This window comes from Xenorhabdus yunnanensis, assembly GCF_028598805.1.
Lineage (GTDB): Bacteria > Pseudomonadota > Gammaproteobacteria > Enterobacterales > Enterobacteriaceae > Xenorhabdus > Xenorhabdus yunnanensis.
This window is the reverse complement of sequence record NZ_JAQRFI010000062.1, coordinates 1-15807: the sequence shown is the minus strand read 5'-3', so window position 1 is coordinate 15807 and position 15807 is coordinate 1. Positions and strand designations below refer to the sequence as shown.

The window sequence follows — 15807 nt, the reverse complement described above, 5'->3', positions numbered from 1 at the left end:
TTATAGGCCGCCCCGATGGTTTTGGTGCGCAGTAAGGCGCGGGCGATTTCCTCGCGGTCGCCGCCTTCCACACAAACATAGACGCTATGGGGCAGCAGCTTAATGCCATCAACCGTGATAATCTGCGGTGCATAGTTTTCACGGAACGACAGCGAATTCACCCCCTCCAGTTCGTACAGGGAAGACGTGATCGCTTCACCCACACTGACGGTATTTTTTGCCAGCGTCTGCTTGCGTCTTCGCCGGGTGCTGATATCCGATTCGGCGTCACGCCCGACAACTGCATGGCTGGGATTATTCACCGTTTCCCAGCCCAGCACGGAACTGGCGACCCGTTCGAGGTGGCTGGCCTTGCATTCCACCGTACCGAACAGCACCGCCCGCATATCCCCGGTGGTTTTACCGTTCTTGCCGATAATCAGGGTGCTGATAGTTTCAAACAACGCCCCGGTGACTGATTCCGCCTGTGCGCCTTTGGGGATAATCGTCTCCGGTACGCCGCCGAATTCGACATTGGACAGGTAAGAACGGGTAGCCGCAAAACGGCTACCGCCCATCAGCGCCCAAATCGCATCCAGAAATACCCCGCCCGCGATATCGGGGTTAATCTGATTCGCCAGTTCCGCGTTGTTTCTGACCATCGCGTCGCGGTTTTCGGTCTCCATCGTCACCAGTACGCCCTGCGGGGTCTCCGGTGACAGGTCGATATCCTGACCAAATGCGGCGTAAAAGTCATTTTCCACCCCGCTGCGTAACTCTGCCGTATCCGGCACAATCATGCCCTGCCGGGTAATGTAGTGATAATCAGCCATTGAAGGAAAAACTCCCGTAAATAGAGCGGATAGTTGCGATATAACGCAATGTGTTATCAGCAATCGTAGCTTCAAACGAAACCACCTCTTCCACACCAGCCACTTCGTGCATGCGTTCACGGAATGCCGCTTCAAACATTGGAATATCAGCTTGCCGACCAAACACGGTTTTCCAGTACGGCAATCCTTTATCGACTTTATGCAACATTTCCCCGCGCAGGGCACGGGCATAGTGAGTGCAGAGGTTCCTGACCGCTTGTGCGTTTTTACACAGTGACAGGTTGCCATCATCACCCAGCACCAAATCGTTATTGGCATCCACCGTAAAAGTGATCATAGTGGTTCCCCCGTGTGGCCATCACCCGTGTGAACACCGCTGTGTTGATGGGTATCACCAATATTGCGCCCGTTATGGCGCATCGTGCCGCCATAAGAATCGCTGTTACCGTTGACTGCATGGTTGCCATTAATCATGACATTGCCGGTGAATATCGTTTCAGGCGCGTTAACTTCAAATTTAGGCGTGTCCAGTACAGCCTTATCCTTATGCAGCGACAAACAAACGCTGCCATCCATTGACTGAATAACCAGCGCATCCAGATTTTTACCGTCAATCGCCCAGCCCTTAATCGTGTCGGGAAAGAACATCGCATCACTGAACGAATGCAGCCGGGCGGTGTTGGGCTGATCTTCCTGTCCGCCGCGCTGGAATATCAGGCTGATATCGCGATCATTGGCTTTCAGCCAGCCAAAATCACCGGGCTTGAGGGGCACACGCAGAAAGAAGCCCCCGCCGCCAAAACGAAACACCGGAATATTCGCCAGTGGTGCACGGGACACGGTTTGCCCCTCGGTGGTGCCCATCATCACCAGCGGCTTGATGACCGCGCGGTTGGTCTGGTCGTCATAACTCACTACAGTAGCGGGTAACATGTCTTCGACGTTTAACATCAGGTTTCGAAAGGCCGCCATAAATTGCCCCGCGAGGCTGCCCTCGCTGGCAATATCACTATTGGGTTGATTCATGGTTATGCTCGCTTGCAGGTTGCGGTATAGAAAAAAGCGTCGTCGTGGGAGGCGATATCAAACTTGAGTTGTTCAATCAGGTAATCGCCGTTGAGGGATTTATTCAGTTTGCTGTCCAGCCGCAGCAGGCCACCCAGAAAAGATTCGCCGTCAATCAGGAAACTGACATCCAACCCCTTCTCGGTCGCTTTGGGAATGCCGACCATACCCGACTTCATAGTCAGGATACGCAGGCGGTTTTTCAGTGATTTATTGCTGTCTTTAACATAGAGCACCTCATCATCAATAAAGGCCTTCACGCCGCCGGACTCCTGTAAGCGGGTAACCTGAGACAGCGCCGCCCCGCAGTAGTACCAGTTGGCAATGTTTTTATCCGTGGCCTGAAAATCCAGTTTAACCTTGCAGTCATTGGCAATGCCCTGTGCAATTTCTGACAGCTTTTTGATAGCCTCACCCGACGATGAAACTATTTCACCGCTGCTGCTGTTTCCCGTCTTGGCTTTCAGGGTTAGAGTCACATCGGGCGGTGAGGTAATTTCGGCACTGACGATATCGCCGACAAACACCCGGAACAGGCCCGTATTCACCCTGCCCGCTTCCAGTATCAGGCGGCGGGGCTGTTTGTTTTTGGTGTACGGGCTGGTTTGGGTCAGCAGAAACTCGCGGGTGTCACTGCTCAGGCCGTCGATATTGACCGAGCATTCATTTTGCAGGGGATTGGCGTATTTGGTGCCGGAGGCCGTAATACGCATGCCTTCGTACCAGTTCAGCCGCCCGCTGACTTCAATCCCCAGCCGGATGCGTCGCAGATCGATCATCATGATTCCAGTAAATTAACGTTTGGGTCGATTCGAATTTTTCCCACCAAGGCAAGGCGTGGTTTTCCGTCAGCAGGGCAAAATTACCCGCTGAACTCAGATAGGCATAAGGGATAAGACGGGTATCCGGCACTAACCGGCTGCCCTGAATCAGCATCACCTCATCGCGCTGGATATCACACACCATCATACTTCGCGCCGCCTTGATCGTCAGTACCCAGTTGACGCCGTCAAGGGTCACCGCCAGCCGCTGATTGGGGATGGCCCGTAAGGGAATTTCACGCATGATGAACCTCCATTATGATTTAGAACCGAATATGCTTTCGCCATCCATGATTTTGGTGGCTACGGATTTTTTCTGCCCCGGCACGGTCTTGGTCTGCACATTGCCCCGGTTGACCGTGCCACTTTGCGTTTTCTTCGCTACTTTCCGTGGTGGCAGTTCGCCGTATTCCGGCTCGACCGTGCGCCACTCGCTGAACCGTAAAGATAGCTTGATCGCATCGGCCATTTCCGACACTTCATCATGATAAAAATTAACGAGTATCATCGGCTGGTAGGTTTTGACCCGCGTCTGAATGCCGACTAACTGGTGGGTGTCATAGGCCTGCTGCATCGTGGCAAAGTGGTTTTTCAGTTCGCCCGTGAGCAACAGTTCCATGCCAATTTCGACCGCCTCCACCACAATGTGGTCACTGCGGGTTTCGCCGTTCTCCACCTGAAACTTCGTCACCTTATGCTCATCCCGCACACTGATTTGTATCGGGCTGGCACTTTCAAACACGGTGGCGAAGCTGTCCACGTTAAAGATTTTCACCTCGGTGATCATTTCGCTACCCCTGTGGCCGTTTGCTGGCCCAAGTCTTTCAGTTGGTTATTGAGTTCGCCTTTCATATCTTTAGATATGCCTTGCGCATCCGTGGCCTGTGTCGTGATATTAATTTCGCCGATTTGCGTATTGGTTTCATGGGTCTGGTGCGACTGGTTGCTGATCGCCTGACTGGTGACCGGATTTAACGGGTTTTGCGCGGACGCCGTCAGTTGCTTATTTGCCGCCTCGACGCCCGCGACTATGTCAGCGGCATTTTTTCCGTCCGCCAGTTGTTGACGCAGTAACCGGATTTCCTTATCCAGCTCACCCGTATCAATGCCCGCTTCTTGTGCGCCTTTACGTTTGGACGCCAGCACATCAAGGTATTGTTCAGCGTCTTTTGTCGTGACAGTATGTTCCACACTCTGATTCACCGCCACGTCACTGTTGCCAAAACCGAACCAGCCTTTGACGGTGCTGATACCTTTGGACACGGCATCCAACCCGTCACCTATCCAACCGATGACTTTCTTCACCTGCTCCCACATCCATTTAAACGCGCCCACCACCGCATCCGAGACCATATCAAAGACGCCGCTGAACTGACTGCCCCATTCGGTCAGGGAAGCCACCGAACCCAGCAGCCAGTGGATAAATTCCGTGATCTTCTGGTCCATGTAACTGAACGCCCCTACCACCACATCAGCGACAAATTTCACCGCCACTTTGAGGTAGCCAAACAGCACCTTCCATGCTTCCCACAACATCATGATCACTTTCTTCACCATCGGGTACGTGTCCATGATGCGCCCGATCATCGAATCATTCCCCTCAATAAAATTCATGATGTCGTCATAGACAAGGGCAAAGGCCGCTGCCAGCAACGCAATGATGGCGATAATGGCTAAGATGGGCCATGTGGCCGCTAAGGTGGATGCTGCGGCGGCCAGCATGGGCGGCACATAATAGGCTGCCACCGCAATCCCGACCGCAATAAAGAAGCCGGTGATAAGCGTTTTGTTGTCCTTACAGAAGTCGATAAATTTGGACAGCCAATCCATGCCTTTGGCGAGTATCGGGATCACCATTTCCAAGAAGCTGTTTTTCAGCAGCCCCGAAGACTGGTTGAATTTGTTCATGGCGGCATTGAACTGGATAGACTTTTCGATGCTCTCCTTGGTGATACCGGAGTATTCTTTCTGAATCCCCATCACCCGTTCCAGCTCTTTACGGCCTTTCATCATCAGTTCCACGGTTTTCTCATCCGCGACGCCCATGCCCGCTAAGGTCGCTTTGGCCTTGTCAAATTTCATGCCCCTGACTTTATCGGCGGTAGCCAGAATTTTTTCCATTGATGCCGTGGTATTGCCAAAGGCTTTCGCCATGGCAGTGAGATCAGCTTGTGCAGCTTCACGACTGCCGCCAAGCCCTGCCATTGCGCCGCTGAATGCATCCATATCGGCGGTGGCAATGCCGGTTCGTTGACTCAGTTTATCCAGTGCCTCAATTTCCTGTGAGCGCGACATTGCATCAGAAAAAATACTGCCAATGCTCATGACAATACCCACCGCACCGAGCGCCTTGGTGGCAAATCCGGCCACCGATTCCCCCGCCGCGTTGTATTTGCCCTCCGTGTCGGTCAGCATGCGCTGTAAATGGCTTTGCGCCTTAGCCTCATCAATCGCGGTCTGAATGCCCTTGGTGCGCATGGTTTCAATAAACTGCGCATAGTCGGCATGCAGGGATCCCACAATGGCCTCAACTGACTCTTTCGCCTTGAGGTTCTTTTTCTCAGCTTCCGTGAGGTTATTGAGTTCACCATTCAGTGCGGTTAACTCCCCCTGCAACTGCGCATACTGCGCATTCAGTTGTGTCACCGTATCGCCGGTGTCTGCCATGCCCTGACTGGCTTGTTCACGCTGGCTGTCGAGGGTGGCAATGGCGCTTTCCAGCTCACTGATTTGGGTACGGACCGACGTGAGTTTTTCATGGGTGTCATGGATATTGACATCAATGTCAACCGACTCGCCGCCGGATACGTCCTGCAACGCGGCTGCCAGCTCCTGAACAAAATCCCCAAGTCCCCCCGCCCCGGCTTCCGCCGCTTGTTGCGCCCGCCGCATATCCGCAATGATGTCATCGGTTGAGCGGCGGAACTGGTTAAACGCCTCATCCGCCTGACGGGTATCAAATTCAAATACCTGCACAAAGGTATCCAGCAGTGACATAAAATTTACCTCGATGCTGACGCTGCAAGCCGCTCGTTATACCGGTTAGTGATGGCGATTTCCCACAGGTCGAACGCCTCTTCCAAGTCTACCGACGTTTTGAGTTCGGTGAGGCTGGCGAATCCGGCGCTGACGATAGCGGCAATGAACCCATCAGCGTTTTGATAATCGACGGGAGTGAACCGCTGATTTTGTCCAGCAGGAATTGGAGGAAACCGCGGCTCCCGTCGGCCCCGAAAAAACTGGTGTTGTACCGCAGCATTTCCAGCTCCAGACGAATAAGCGCTTCCCCGTCCGGCACGTGGTTATCAATCAGAGTTTGTGTTTTCAGCAGAATTTCTTCGCCGTCACTCACCACAGCGACATAACGCATCATTTTCAGCATCGCCTCATGGCTGATGGCGTAATCGCCAATTTTCGGCGCGTTGGACAGGGGATATTTCGCCAGAATTTCACGCCCTACCGTGGCAGGCAGGCGGCTGATAATGAACGTGTGTTCGTCACGATCCGCATCGGTGATAGTGATTTCTTTCGGTTTAATTAACATGGCGACCTCAGTCAAAAGGCGGGTAACCCCGCCAGATAAATACGTTAACGCGCACGGGTGCGGTCGAAGTCCTGAAAGACAAAGGTGTATTGCTTCGATTTCAATCGTCCGGCACTGGCGGCTGAGTTCCCCCGGCTGCCATTGGTGATTTTGCCGTTACGCGCCGTGGTGGTAGAGCCATCGCCATAGGAGGCCACCAGCGTGATCACATCACCGGCATGACGACGCCCACGTTTGGCGGTATTGGCTTCCAGCAGGATAGATAAGTTTTCATCTTCCTCACTGCCCGCCAGTACGTTAATCGTGACCGTTTGCGCCGTGGGCGTTGACCAGCTCACCAGATTGCCGTTGATATCCATCCCGGTCTGGGCAATGTCGACGGCGGGCAGATCCAGCGGGTCGGCATCATCGGCGAACTGGGTAATCTGAATACCGGACGGAAAGGTTTTGGTGGCCTGAATCACCAGACTCAGGCCCGTTGCGGATACATCATTCATTGCGTGTTCCTCAGACTAAATTGTGGGAGCCTTCGACCTTGCGAACCCAGTCACCCTTGCCGTAAATCAGCACGTATTTCATGACGTGTTCAGGCAGGCCGGATTTGCCGGTGTTTTCGACGATGTGGGCGTTATACCAGTAGCCTTTATCCTGCACGTCATGCCACACCAAATCATCACCGGAGGCATCCGCAATGGCGATTTTCTGCACGTCGGTCAGGGTCTTGCCGGGTAAAATGGTGCCGTTGTTCAGTGCCCGGGTGACCGCGCCCGCAATGACCGCCATCGCCCGGGCTTCCCCGTCTTTGTTGGCAGGTACGCCACGCGTCGCCATCAGCAGGGAAAACCACTGTTGGGTGATATGCGCCTTAAGCCACTGCTCATTCGCGTGGACACTCATGTCCAGCGGATGAGAGGCACCACCACACAGGAAGCCGCGCTGGTAGAAGCGAATCTGCGACCCGGCAACGGCGGTTTCACCATAATAGTTAACGCGTAATTTATCGAACCGGTCAGCCTCCAGATCGGCGCTGATTTGGGACGGAAAGGTCACCCCAAACTGACGAAACATATAGTTGGTGGTCGCGTTGGTCCGGTCGTAATCGGTCGCAGCCATGATTGCCATCGGCAACGCCTGCACAAAGGCGTTATCGTCAGTCTTGAGGTTCAGCCCGGTTGAGGCGGTACCCATCAGCGCCGCGCTGTAGTCCTCAGCGTTATCCGCCGTGACATTCAGGTGAAGCTGATATTTGACGTTTTCCCCGGCTACGTACTGTGCCAGCTCTATCGCGGGTTGCAGGGACATATCCGTTAAAAATGTCGCACTGCCGAACGAATCCGACACTTTTTCAGCCGTAATAAAGGCCTCCAGTGGCGACTGCGCCGCATTCCCCGCAGACCGTGCGCCGGCAGACAGCCCCATCGCATCCGTCAGCACAGAATAAATCACATTGATATCGGCTTTTTCCTGTACCCCACCCGTTAATACAAAGGCGCTGTCCATCGCATTAAAGATCAGGTAAGCGTTGGCGAACGGGGGCGTTTTGTCGGCGTTCAGTTTGGCTTGCACGACGGAGGCAATATCAGCATAGGAAGTCGCTTTCGATAAATCGATATCAGGAAAAGTTTTCGTTATCCCGCCGATGGTCACCGTGATGGTGCCATCCACCAGCGCTTTCAGTTCCTCCAGTGGCGCGGCTTTGGTGCCATAGATTGCGGGGGCACGGCCTATCGGCTCATACGCGGCAATCTGTAATTCTTTGGGTTTACTGACGGGTGCCGGACTGACATAGCTGAAATACTGGCGGGCAAATTTGGCCTCCAGTGAATCGCTGCCTAGCAGGTCATCGACCTGACCGGACGCAAATTCCAATACCTTGCCTGCCGGGATTTTCGGGTTGGTGGAAAAAATGCGTCCCGTGAGCTTGCGCATGGGGACGCTGGATGCGCCGATCACCGCACTGGCGATATCGACGTATCGGGTTTGTTTGATTGGCATAAAATACCTTTTTAGATTCGGTAAATATCGGGATACAGCGCGTTAACGGCGGCTGTGTTGGGCGTGATAACACGCGGGTGAGTGATTTTGACGTCAAAGGAGGGTGACATCTCATAGTCGCCCCAGTCATTAATAAAAAACGGGGTACGCAGGTTGCCGGCACGCTGGACGCCGATCCGATGTTTGCGCAGCGATTCCACAAAAGGCAGGGAATTCACGATCATTCGCACGGTGGCGGTAATGTCGTTGGCCGTGAATTTGTCGTGCGTTCCCACACCCTGTACCTGTAGTGTTTTCTCCACCAACTGGATCTCTGTGTGGTTGGCATCGCGCCCGACGACATGGTAATTGCGCCCCTGCCAGCCATGTGCAGCTTCCTCAATGGGAAAGAACATAACAAAGCGGTCTTCCCGCCCCTGCTTGGTCGATTGAAAACCCGCCACCACCGGAACCGCAATCCCCGCTTCGGATAACTGTTTCAGCAATTGATGGCGAATGGCACTATAGACTTCATTATCCGTCATAGTCACCTGCCTCAATGCAGATCACTGATTTCCAGCCGTCTTGCGCGTACCAGTCTGCATCCCCGGTGACCTCATAGCGACGGCCGGCAAAGACCAGATAATCCGGTGACGTGCCACGCTGAACGTTGCGGATATCGTGCGCGGTATAGAGCTTGCGATAAATCTTCGCCGTGTCCAGCCCCATTTCCTGTACATCCTGTGTATCGACCGCCTGCCAGCTTCCATAAATAGTCATGGGGTCGTGATAGGTGTTCTGCCACTGCCCCAAATCATCAACGTCACGCGCCTTAAAGCGATACCACTCTGCGGTCTGTTGCGGGATATAGCGCGACGCAATACGGTGTAAATTGCCAAACATTATTTGTCCTCCACACTGAACGCCACCGCCTGCAACATCTGTCCGGTATCCACCAGCGGTTTATTGGTCGCCGTGCCTTTGCTGTGACGTCCTGCCCGTGCTTTCACCGTACTGTCTTTCAGCGGCGGTGTGGTCACGGCGCGGATTGCCAGCTTGATATCCCCGGCGGCTACACTGCCGACCTGTGTTAATCCATCCACTACGGATAAATTGCCGTTGATAGCAGCCTGAGCCGCCCGTGCCAGCAATTCACGGTATTTGGCCTGATTCTCATTGATGGCAGGCCGCATAAAGGGACGCGGGGGTATTCCCCCGGCGGGATAGCCCAGCTCCTGAATGGCGGCGACATAGGCTATCGGCGTGCCATCGGGGTATTTGGATTGCGAGAAAAAACCCACTTTAACCCGTTTCTTTCCCAGCTCGTCATAGACCCGTTTCAGGTGTGCCAGCTTCTGACTCATCGCCAGACCCTCCCGCGATGAGGAAAGCGACCGCCCACACTGCGAAAGGCTGACCGTTCACCGCCCCCGCCCACATAGAACGGTGCCCGGCCGCAGCGATTGAGCAAGGCCAGATACTGCTGACCAAACGGCGTCAGATTAAACCAGTGGGACGTATTTGACCCGACAGGCGGTGCGGTAAACGAGACGTTGACGCTACCGATGGTTGCAGCGGTCACCACGCCTGTGGGGGATTCACCCTGTGCCATCAGCTGGCGCAGTTGCAGCATGTGCGCCACTACCAGCAACCACAACTCATCAGTACACACGCCCCGGCAGGACGAGAAATAGTGACGGGCAGAATCGGCAATAATAAAAACCTCATCATCGGGTACAGTTTCAAACTGCGGATACAACACCCGAAATGATTTTAAGGGGAATGTATCCGTCGTCATTATTTCTCCTTGCCTTTATTGCTTTTCGGCGTGTCTTTGCCTTCCGCTTCCAGTGATTCCGGCGTATCGGGGGCGGACTGGTCGCTGGCTTCCATATTAGTGGCGACTTTTTCCGGGTCAGCCTGACGGGTTTCCACCGTGATAAAACCGTTTTCTTTATGCAGCGTGAAAACGTGGTTGTCTTTCAGTTGCGCATACTGTTCTGCGCTGACTTCGGTTACCCGACCGCGGGGGGTATGCATGGCCTTGGTCATGATATTGGCCTGTCCGTGAATAAACACCGCCCCGTCACGCACGGCGTAATTCTGGTCGTTGGACAGAGTGCAATAAATATAGAGGAATTGGGACATAAAATAAGACTCCTGACAGCCCCCTTGCGAGGGCATAAATTAGATGCCCGTCAAACGGGTGATAGCCCACGGGCGGGTCACGAAAATACCGGCGGTGGCATTGGTGGCATCTTCCAGATACCCTTTGATGCCATTTTCCGAACCCAGCAATTGATATTTGACGGGCACCACCTGCAAGAGCGTGGCATTGGTGGCGGTTGAACCGTCATCCACGCTGTCGGCGAACAGGTAAGTAATGTCCGACCCGCCGTTCGCACCGACAAATTCCGGCGAGAAAATAAACCGCAGGTTCGGGTAGTTTTCCTTCGCCCACTGCCTGACGGTTTCCCCCTGCGCCACCGGGTTAGCCCTGCTCAGTACCGAACGAAAGCCCAGCGGCAAAACCATTGTCATCGGATCGCTGTCCTTGATGCGCCCACCGGACGATTTTTCGAGACGGTCAAACAGGGTGTTCATATCCCCCGTAACCTCAGCAAAGGTTGATTTCAGCCACGGTTTCTTCGCCGTCTCATACGTGGGCAGGTTAGGGTCATTCAGCAGGCCGAAGACACGGGTCTGCGGGCTGTTAAAGCCGTAGTAGCCCACCCGTTCACGGGATTGTTCCAGTGATTCCGTTGCCGAATTACGTTTTTCCGCGGCGGCCTCAAAGCCTGCCGCAGACTGGCGTGCCTCTTCCAGCTTACCGACCTGAAAGCCTTGCTCAAAACGCACCATGCCCCGGTGCTCCAAATCCTGCACATACGAGGCCAGCGGGATATTGGTGTGGTCGCCGTACAGCTCCGCCTTGCCCGTGGGCGTGGCGACATTCAGGACAATTTCTTCATCGTGCCACTCACCTGCGGTCATCACGCCGGTGATTTCATCCAGAATACGAATGCGGGTTGCGGTACGGATCAGCCCCGGCAACACATGCTGTAACATATGGCGCTGGATAAAGCCGCCGCTCATGGCAGGGCCGGTTAACGCCGAGTCCATCGCAGCCAGCCCACCAAAGCCGATTTGTGCCAGCTCGCTATATCGCCATTGCTGGTCAGCCGTGATAGTCAACGGGCCACGCTGACTGATTTCGCGCCCGGACAAATGAAACTTCTCTTTACTGACAGCCATTATTTACTTTCCTTTGTTACGATGGGATAAGGGATCTCAGTCAGGCGAACCACGCACAAATCCGGCGTTTCCGCTGACTCCACATGGCGGGACACAAAGCCGATCACCCGGTCACTGGCGGTTATCGGTTCCTTGGCGGACAGTTTGCCGTCAGCGTCAAACACCACCGGGGCATTGATGCGGGCAACCCCCGTTTCAAGCTGGGTATACACCTCGCCCATTGTCAGGAATTCACCGGTTGTGCCGTTCAGGGCATAGTCCGCCCCGATACGATAAGCTTTCGGGTTGATCATGATCCCCGCAAAGGCCCCCTCACCCCCCACGCGCACGGTTTCCGCGTGGTTATCCTGATAGGTGTAAGCCAGCCCGAACCCATTCTTGGTTTCATCCGCCGAGGACAGCACCGCACTGGTGACCCGAACTGGCCCCTCGTGCGATATTTCACCGACAACGCCCGATATCAGGCCATTGGCGACACTTTTTGGTATGGCCATTATGCTTTACTCCATTTGTCTTTGATGGATTGCTGGCTGATTGCCGCATCCGTTGTTGAGGTGTTTTTTTGCGAATCAGGCACACGCCCGTGCATCCACGCATCCAGCGCAATAGTTTCTTGTCCCTTCTGGCAGGGAATACCGAGCTGTTTGACGCCATATTCCGCCACGCCCTGTCTGGTCATGCTGCTATGGTCAAATACCCCGACAAACGGCGTGAGCTTATGCGCCAGCGTGTCCCGCCCGGAAATTTGTTTAATCAGATCGCCCGTGTCCAACGTGGGTTTGGCTTTCTCCAGCCGGTTAACCTTGCGTTTCAGGCGGGAAATGTCATCCATCGCCTGTATGCCCCGACGAATGCGTTTGATGCGACGGTTAAGACCATCGGTCGTCGCCTGGTCAAGATGTTCTTTGGCTTCTTCAATCGCCTGCTCTGCCGCTTCAATCGCAATTTCGGCATTTTCCATCGCTTCGGGTTCACCCGCTTCCGCAGCTTCAGCAGCGGCTTCCGCTTCTTCTACCGCGTCTTCGGCTTTCTTTTCTTCTTCCGAATCCGGCTGTTTTTGCTCCGTATCTTCGTCGCCGGTTTTTTTCTTTTCCGGGTCTTCATCAGCGGCAGGTGCTTGACCCGCTATCGCAGCGGCAATCATCGCCTGCAATGCCTCGGTCTGTTCTGGCGTAAAACCGCTATCATCGGTTGTCGATTGATCTTTTTTGTCTTTGTCTTGCTCTTCGGTAGCCATACTGACTAACTCCTTGGTATCGATGGTAATAATGCGTTGATCTTGCACGGCGACATCCGGGCCGGTTCGCCCTTCTTCCACCAGTGCAAGGTGATTAGCCCGGATATCGCGCTGAATAGCGTCATAGTGCTCGCCGTCAAACGTGCCCGGCGTGAAGTCATAGCGGCAGCTATAACCCGGTGAGAGTTCAATCTTGCCGCTGTTGATTTGGTTTAATGCTGAGTTGGATAAGATCTTGATATTGCCTTTGAGGTAGGGATAGTCGAAATAGACGCTCTCACCAATGACACCCTCAATGCCTTTTTTCTCGGCAGGGGTGGCATTCCTGCCCATCATTTCGTGTTCATCCACAAACGGCATCAGTTTGAATGAGTTGATCGTGGCGATATTTTCCAACTCTTCCCGTGGGCGCAGTACCTTGTAAATCTGATCTGCCACCGGTGCGCCAATTTCTGACCCCAGATAATCAAAAACCCCCACTTTAGTGATGGGGTTATCTTTGACTTCCAGCCAGCCGTTGAGGTCGTAAGTGCGTTTACTCATGTCATGGGTTCTCTCCAAAATCGACGACGGGCGTCCAGAAACATTTGCAGTTCGGCAATTCACCCGGCAATCCGCGCTGGCCTGTCCGGTCATCAATAATCGGCGGGTTATCCAGCTCAAACACCTGACCGTCGAGTTTTTGATGCAACTTACGGGGTTCAGCACTGCCACCGGAATGATGCCAGACCGCCTTGCGAATGCCTGCCGACTTCATGCGCTCATAGTTGGCGGCGGTGGTAATTTTTCGCGTCTGGTCAACGGCGATAAACTGCGCCCGTTTTTCCGTCACGCTGCCAATAGATCGGATTTCATCCAGTAACGTCTTCGCGCCCTCGCCAGCCTGACTGATAGAACGCAGTGCCGCACTTTCAATGCGAAAATGAAACTGTTGCGGAATGGATTTAATCAGAGCGACATTTTCCGCGGTGGCGGCAGTCAGACGCTCTTGCATTTCTGCCGGGCGATCTGGGGTTTTAATGGTTAAGCCACCAGAAAGCTGTTTGAGTGAATCATCAAGATTACGTTTAGCATTTAAATCGGTCTGGCTGACAAACTTATCCGCCAGCTCACTGGATTTTTTATTAAAGATACTGTCCCAGCGCCGCTTTAATTTGTTCAGCCAGATACGGGTCTGGCTGGCAAAGCTGGCATCCATCGCCATCGGTTCGAAATCAGTCGCCAATCGGGTTAGCGCCTGCTGATATTCCTTTATCATTCGGCGTATCAATCGTGACAGGTCACGCTGATAACGGTCAGTTGCTGCCGCCGAATAGTGGAGCGGCTTGCCCTTCATGACCGCCTGCCGAGCCGTTGCCCACTGTTCCCGCTTCGCTCGCAAGCGGATCTTCTTCATAGTCATCCTCGTTAATGTCCAAGCCGAAATAACTGGATTCTTTATCCGCTGCCAGTTTCTGGCGGATATCGTGACCATCTACCGCGCCGATATTGGCGTAGTTAACCGCTGTCTGAGAGTTTTTCAGCTCAATATCGGCATATTCGGCGGCGGTCGGACTGTCCAGTGGCCGCCATGAGATACTGATATCCACAATCGGCAGCTCCTCACTGCGCAACAAAATCTCATAATGACGCTGTAGCAGGTCTTCCAAATCATTGGCCTGAATACTCTCCAGTTCTTCGCGGTAGGCCGCTTCTTCATACTCACCACTGGAATTGAATCCCTTTGGGGTCGTACCCAATAGCTTAGTCGCGGGGACATTGGCCGCGGCCGCGACCAGCTGATATTGTGTCATGATGGTGGCGTCTAAATCGGCCAGCGAGGTATCAAACTGCTGAACACTGTCTTGGTTGCTGGTGATCTGTACGCCGTAGTTATCCCGCATCAGGGCGAAATATTCGATATTCTCCGCAATTACGCCTTTATCCGCGTTTTCCGCATCTGCCATGCCGAGCGTTAATAATCGCTTAGTCATGGCTAGCTGTGGGGCTTCATTGGCGGTACGTTCGGAGGCATACACGCGCTCGTATACGCGCTCTGGTACGGAGACGCCAAAATAGTTGTACATCGGCTTCAACACATTCGGCACCGGGAACGGCACAAACTTCACCAAATGGGATTTGTGATAACGCCGCCCGCCGATGCGATAGTAAGTCGGTTCATAGAAATGGAGTGAAGCCGGATCTTGCACGTTATCGGCTGTCAGTTCCGGCGTTACCCATTGCGGATCAATTTGTTTAATGCCTTTGTATGAACCCGGTACAATGCCATCGGGGTTAAAGGGATTTTCATAGAATTCCTTCGGATTAGGCGTTTCCACCACAAACAGCGCAATGCGTCCGCCGTATACGCGCCCGAAATGCACCAGCTCTTTCATCACCTGATGAATACGGTATTTCTTATCGCGCTTTTTGAGGCGCTCAATAATGGTGCTGTCGTCACAATCAATGTCGTAGCCTTGCCGGATCGCATCACGCGCGGGCATATTGCAGGCTTTATCCACCAGCCAGTGCTTGGCGATCACCGCACATAGATTGTTGCCGATAAACATCTGATTGGCATACCACGCGGCTTGGGCCTCGGGAACACCGTAGACACTGCCCGCCTTAAATGGAGGGACTGAGCCATCAATCGAATCCATCGCCACACCGGAAATGACAGGTTGTGGCAAATCCAGCCCTTTAAATCCGCTCTCTTTTGCCAGTGCCGGATATAAATCAGTCGAGAACGCCGAGCGTTTAACGGGGGATATCGTGGGCTTTCGTTTTGAGAATGGCCACATGAAAAATTACCTCTTGGTTGTAAAGAAACTGCCTTTTTTCTGATACAGGTCGCGCAGTGCCTGTGTCATGGCATCCACCACGTCATCATGGGCACCGACAGGGAACGTAGTAATTTCATTCACGGTATCCGTGACCCACGGGGCGGTGTCTTTATGGGGTAGCCAAATGTTACCTGCCTCCCATTCTGCTGTGACTGCGTGAGCACGAGCGACCTTGCTTCCATCAGGCTTGATTGGAATTAATCCCGATACGGTGTTTTTCAGGGTGTCAAGCACCGCGGGGCCATTCGCGGTATCTTCCACCAGCTTACGGCGGCCA

At 53.7% G+C, this 15807-nt stretch carries 21 protein-coding genes; all 21 read right to left on the bottom strand.

What is annotated here, in order from left to right:
* On the bottom strand, window positions 1-812 hold an 812-nt coding region (locus PSI23_RS18305), incomplete at its 3' end, for a baseplate J/gp47 family protein (RefSeq protein ID WP_273556423.1).
* On the bottom strand, window positions 805-1149 hold the full coding sequence (locus PSI23_RS18300; RefSeq protein ID WP_273556422.1) for a contractile injection system sheath initiator: 345 nt from the start codon (window positions 1147-1149) through the stop codon (window positions 805-807). The genes PSI23_RS18300 and PSI23_RS18305, both read right to left, overlap by 8 nt.
* Window positions 1146-1838 (bottom strand): Gp138 family membrane-puncturing spike protein, encoded by a 693-nt coding sequence (locus tag PSI23_RS18295; protein WP_273556421.1) that lies wholly within the window; start codon window positions 1836-1838, stop codon window positions 1146-1148. The genes PSI23_RS18300 and PSI23_RS18295 overlap by 4 nt, the downstream gene beginning before the upstream one ends.
* Window positions 1839-1840: 2 nt before the next feature.
* On the bottom strand, window positions 1841-2656 hold the full coding sequence (locus tag PSI23_RS18290; protein ID WP_273556424.1) for a baseplate hub protein: 816 nt from the start codon (window positions 2654-2656) through the stop codon (window positions 1841-1843).
* Window positions 2622-2942, bottom strand: coding sequence for a phage baseplate plug family protein (locus PSI23_RS18285; protein ID WP_273556420.1), 321 nt, complete (start codon window positions 2940-2942; stop codon window positions 2622-2624). Before PSI23_RS18285 ends, PSI23_RS18290 begins: the two co-directional genes overlap by 35 nt.
* Window positions 2943-2954: 12 nt before the next feature.
* On the bottom strand, window positions 2955-3485 hold the full coding sequence (locus PSI23_RS18280; RefSeq protein WP_273556419.1) for a phage baseplate protein: 531 nt from the start codon (window positions 3483-3485) through the stop codon (window positions 2955-2957).
* A complete protein-coding gene (locus PSI23_RS18275) occupies window positions 3482-5695 on the bottom strand; it encodes a hypothetical protein (RefSeq protein WP_273556418.1) in 2214 nt (737 codons plus the stop codon). The genes PSI23_RS18280 and PSI23_RS18275 overlap by 4 nt, the downstream gene beginning before the upstream one ends.
* Window positions 5696-5783: 88 nt before the next feature.
* Window positions 5784-6242: a hypothetical protein gene (locus PSI23_RS18270; protein ID WP_273556417.1), complete on the bottom strand. Its 459-nt coding sequence runs from the start codon at window positions 6240-6242 to the stop codon at window positions 5784-5786.
* Window positions 6243-6286: 44 nt separating this feature from the next.
* On the bottom strand, window positions 6287-6739 hold the full coding sequence (locus PSI23_RS18265; RefSeq protein ID WP_273556416.1) for a phage tail fiber protein: 453 nt from the start codon (window positions 6737-6739) through the stop codon (window positions 6287-6289).
* Between the two features lie 10 nt (window positions 6740-6749).
* Complete coding sequence (locus PSI23_RS18260) at window positions 6750-8237, bottom strand: DUF3383 domain-containing protein (RefSeq protein WP_273556415.1); 1488 nt, start codon at window positions 8235-8237, stop codon at window positions 6750-6752.
* A gap of 11 nt (window positions 8238-8248) precedes the next feature.
* Entirely contained in the window at window positions 8249-8761 is a 513-nt protein-coding gene (locus tag PSI23_RS18255; RefSeq protein ID WP_273556414.1) for a phage gateway protein, read from the bottom strand.
* Entirely contained in the window at window positions 8751-9119 is a 369-nt protein-coding gene (locus tag PSI23_RS18250; protein ID WP_273556413.1) for a phage collar protein, read from the bottom strand. The genes PSI23_RS18255 and PSI23_RS18250 overlap by 11 nt, the downstream gene beginning before the upstream one ends.
* Window positions 9119-9580: a hypothetical protein gene (locus PSI23_RS18245; RefSeq protein ID WP_273556412.1), complete on the bottom strand. Its 462-nt coding sequence runs from the start codon at window positions 9578-9580 to the stop codon at window positions 9119-9121. Before PSI23_RS18245 ends, PSI23_RS18250 begins: the two co-directional genes overlap by 1 nt.
* Complete coding sequence (locus PSI23_RS18240) at window positions 9577-10014, bottom strand: DUF4054 domain-containing protein (RefSeq protein ID WP_273556411.1); 438 nt, start codon at window positions 10012-10014, stop codon at window positions 9577-9579. The genes PSI23_RS18245 and PSI23_RS18240 overlap by 4 nt, the downstream gene beginning before the upstream one ends.
* Window positions 10014-10364, bottom strand: a complete 351-nt coding sequence (locus PSI23_RS18235) for a hypothetical protein (protein ID WP_273556410.1) — start codon at window positions 10362-10364, stop codon at window positions 10014-10016. The genes PSI23_RS18240 and PSI23_RS18235 overlap by 1 nt, the downstream gene beginning before the upstream one ends.
* Window positions 10365-10403: 39 nt before the next feature.
* The gene (locus PSI23_RS18230; protein WP_273556409.1) at window positions 10404-11471 is read right to left on the bottom strand and encodes a major capsid family protein; all 1068 of its coding nucleotides are present in this window, start codon (window positions 11469-11471) and stop codon (window positions 10404-10406) included.
* On the bottom strand, window positions 11471-11965 hold the full coding sequence (locus PSI23_RS18225; protein WP_373567352.1) for a structural cement protein Gp24: 495 nt from the start codon (window positions 11963-11965) through the stop codon (window positions 11471-11473). The genes PSI23_RS18230 and PSI23_RS18225 overlap by 1 nt, the downstream gene beginning before the upstream one ends.
* Entirely contained in the window at window positions 11965-13251 is a 1287-nt protein-coding gene (locus PSI23_RS18220) for a DUF2213 domain-containing protein (RefSeq protein ID WP_273556407.1), read from the bottom strand. Before PSI23_RS18220 ends, PSI23_RS18225 begins: the two co-directional genes overlap by 1 nt.
* 1 nt (window position 13252) lies before the next feature.
* Window positions 13253-13966 carry a phage head morphogenesis protein gene (locus PSI23_RS18215; protein ID WP_306309629.1) on the bottom strand — a complete coding sequence of 238 codons (714 nt, stop codon included), beginning with the start codon at window positions 13964-13966 and terminating at the stop codon, window positions 13253-13255.
* 37 nt (window positions 13967-14003) lie between these two features.
* Window positions 14004-15488: a phage portal protein gene (locus tag PSI23_RS18210; RefSeq protein WP_273556405.1), complete on the bottom strand. Its 1485-nt coding sequence runs from the start codon at window positions 15486-15488 to the stop codon at window positions 14004-14006.
* Window positions 15489-15494: 6 nt separating this feature from the next.
* Window positions 15495-15807 (bottom strand): phage terminase large subunit (gene terL, locus PSI23_RS18205; RefSeq protein ID WP_273556404.1); only part of this gene is annotated, 313 nt, incomplete at its 5' end.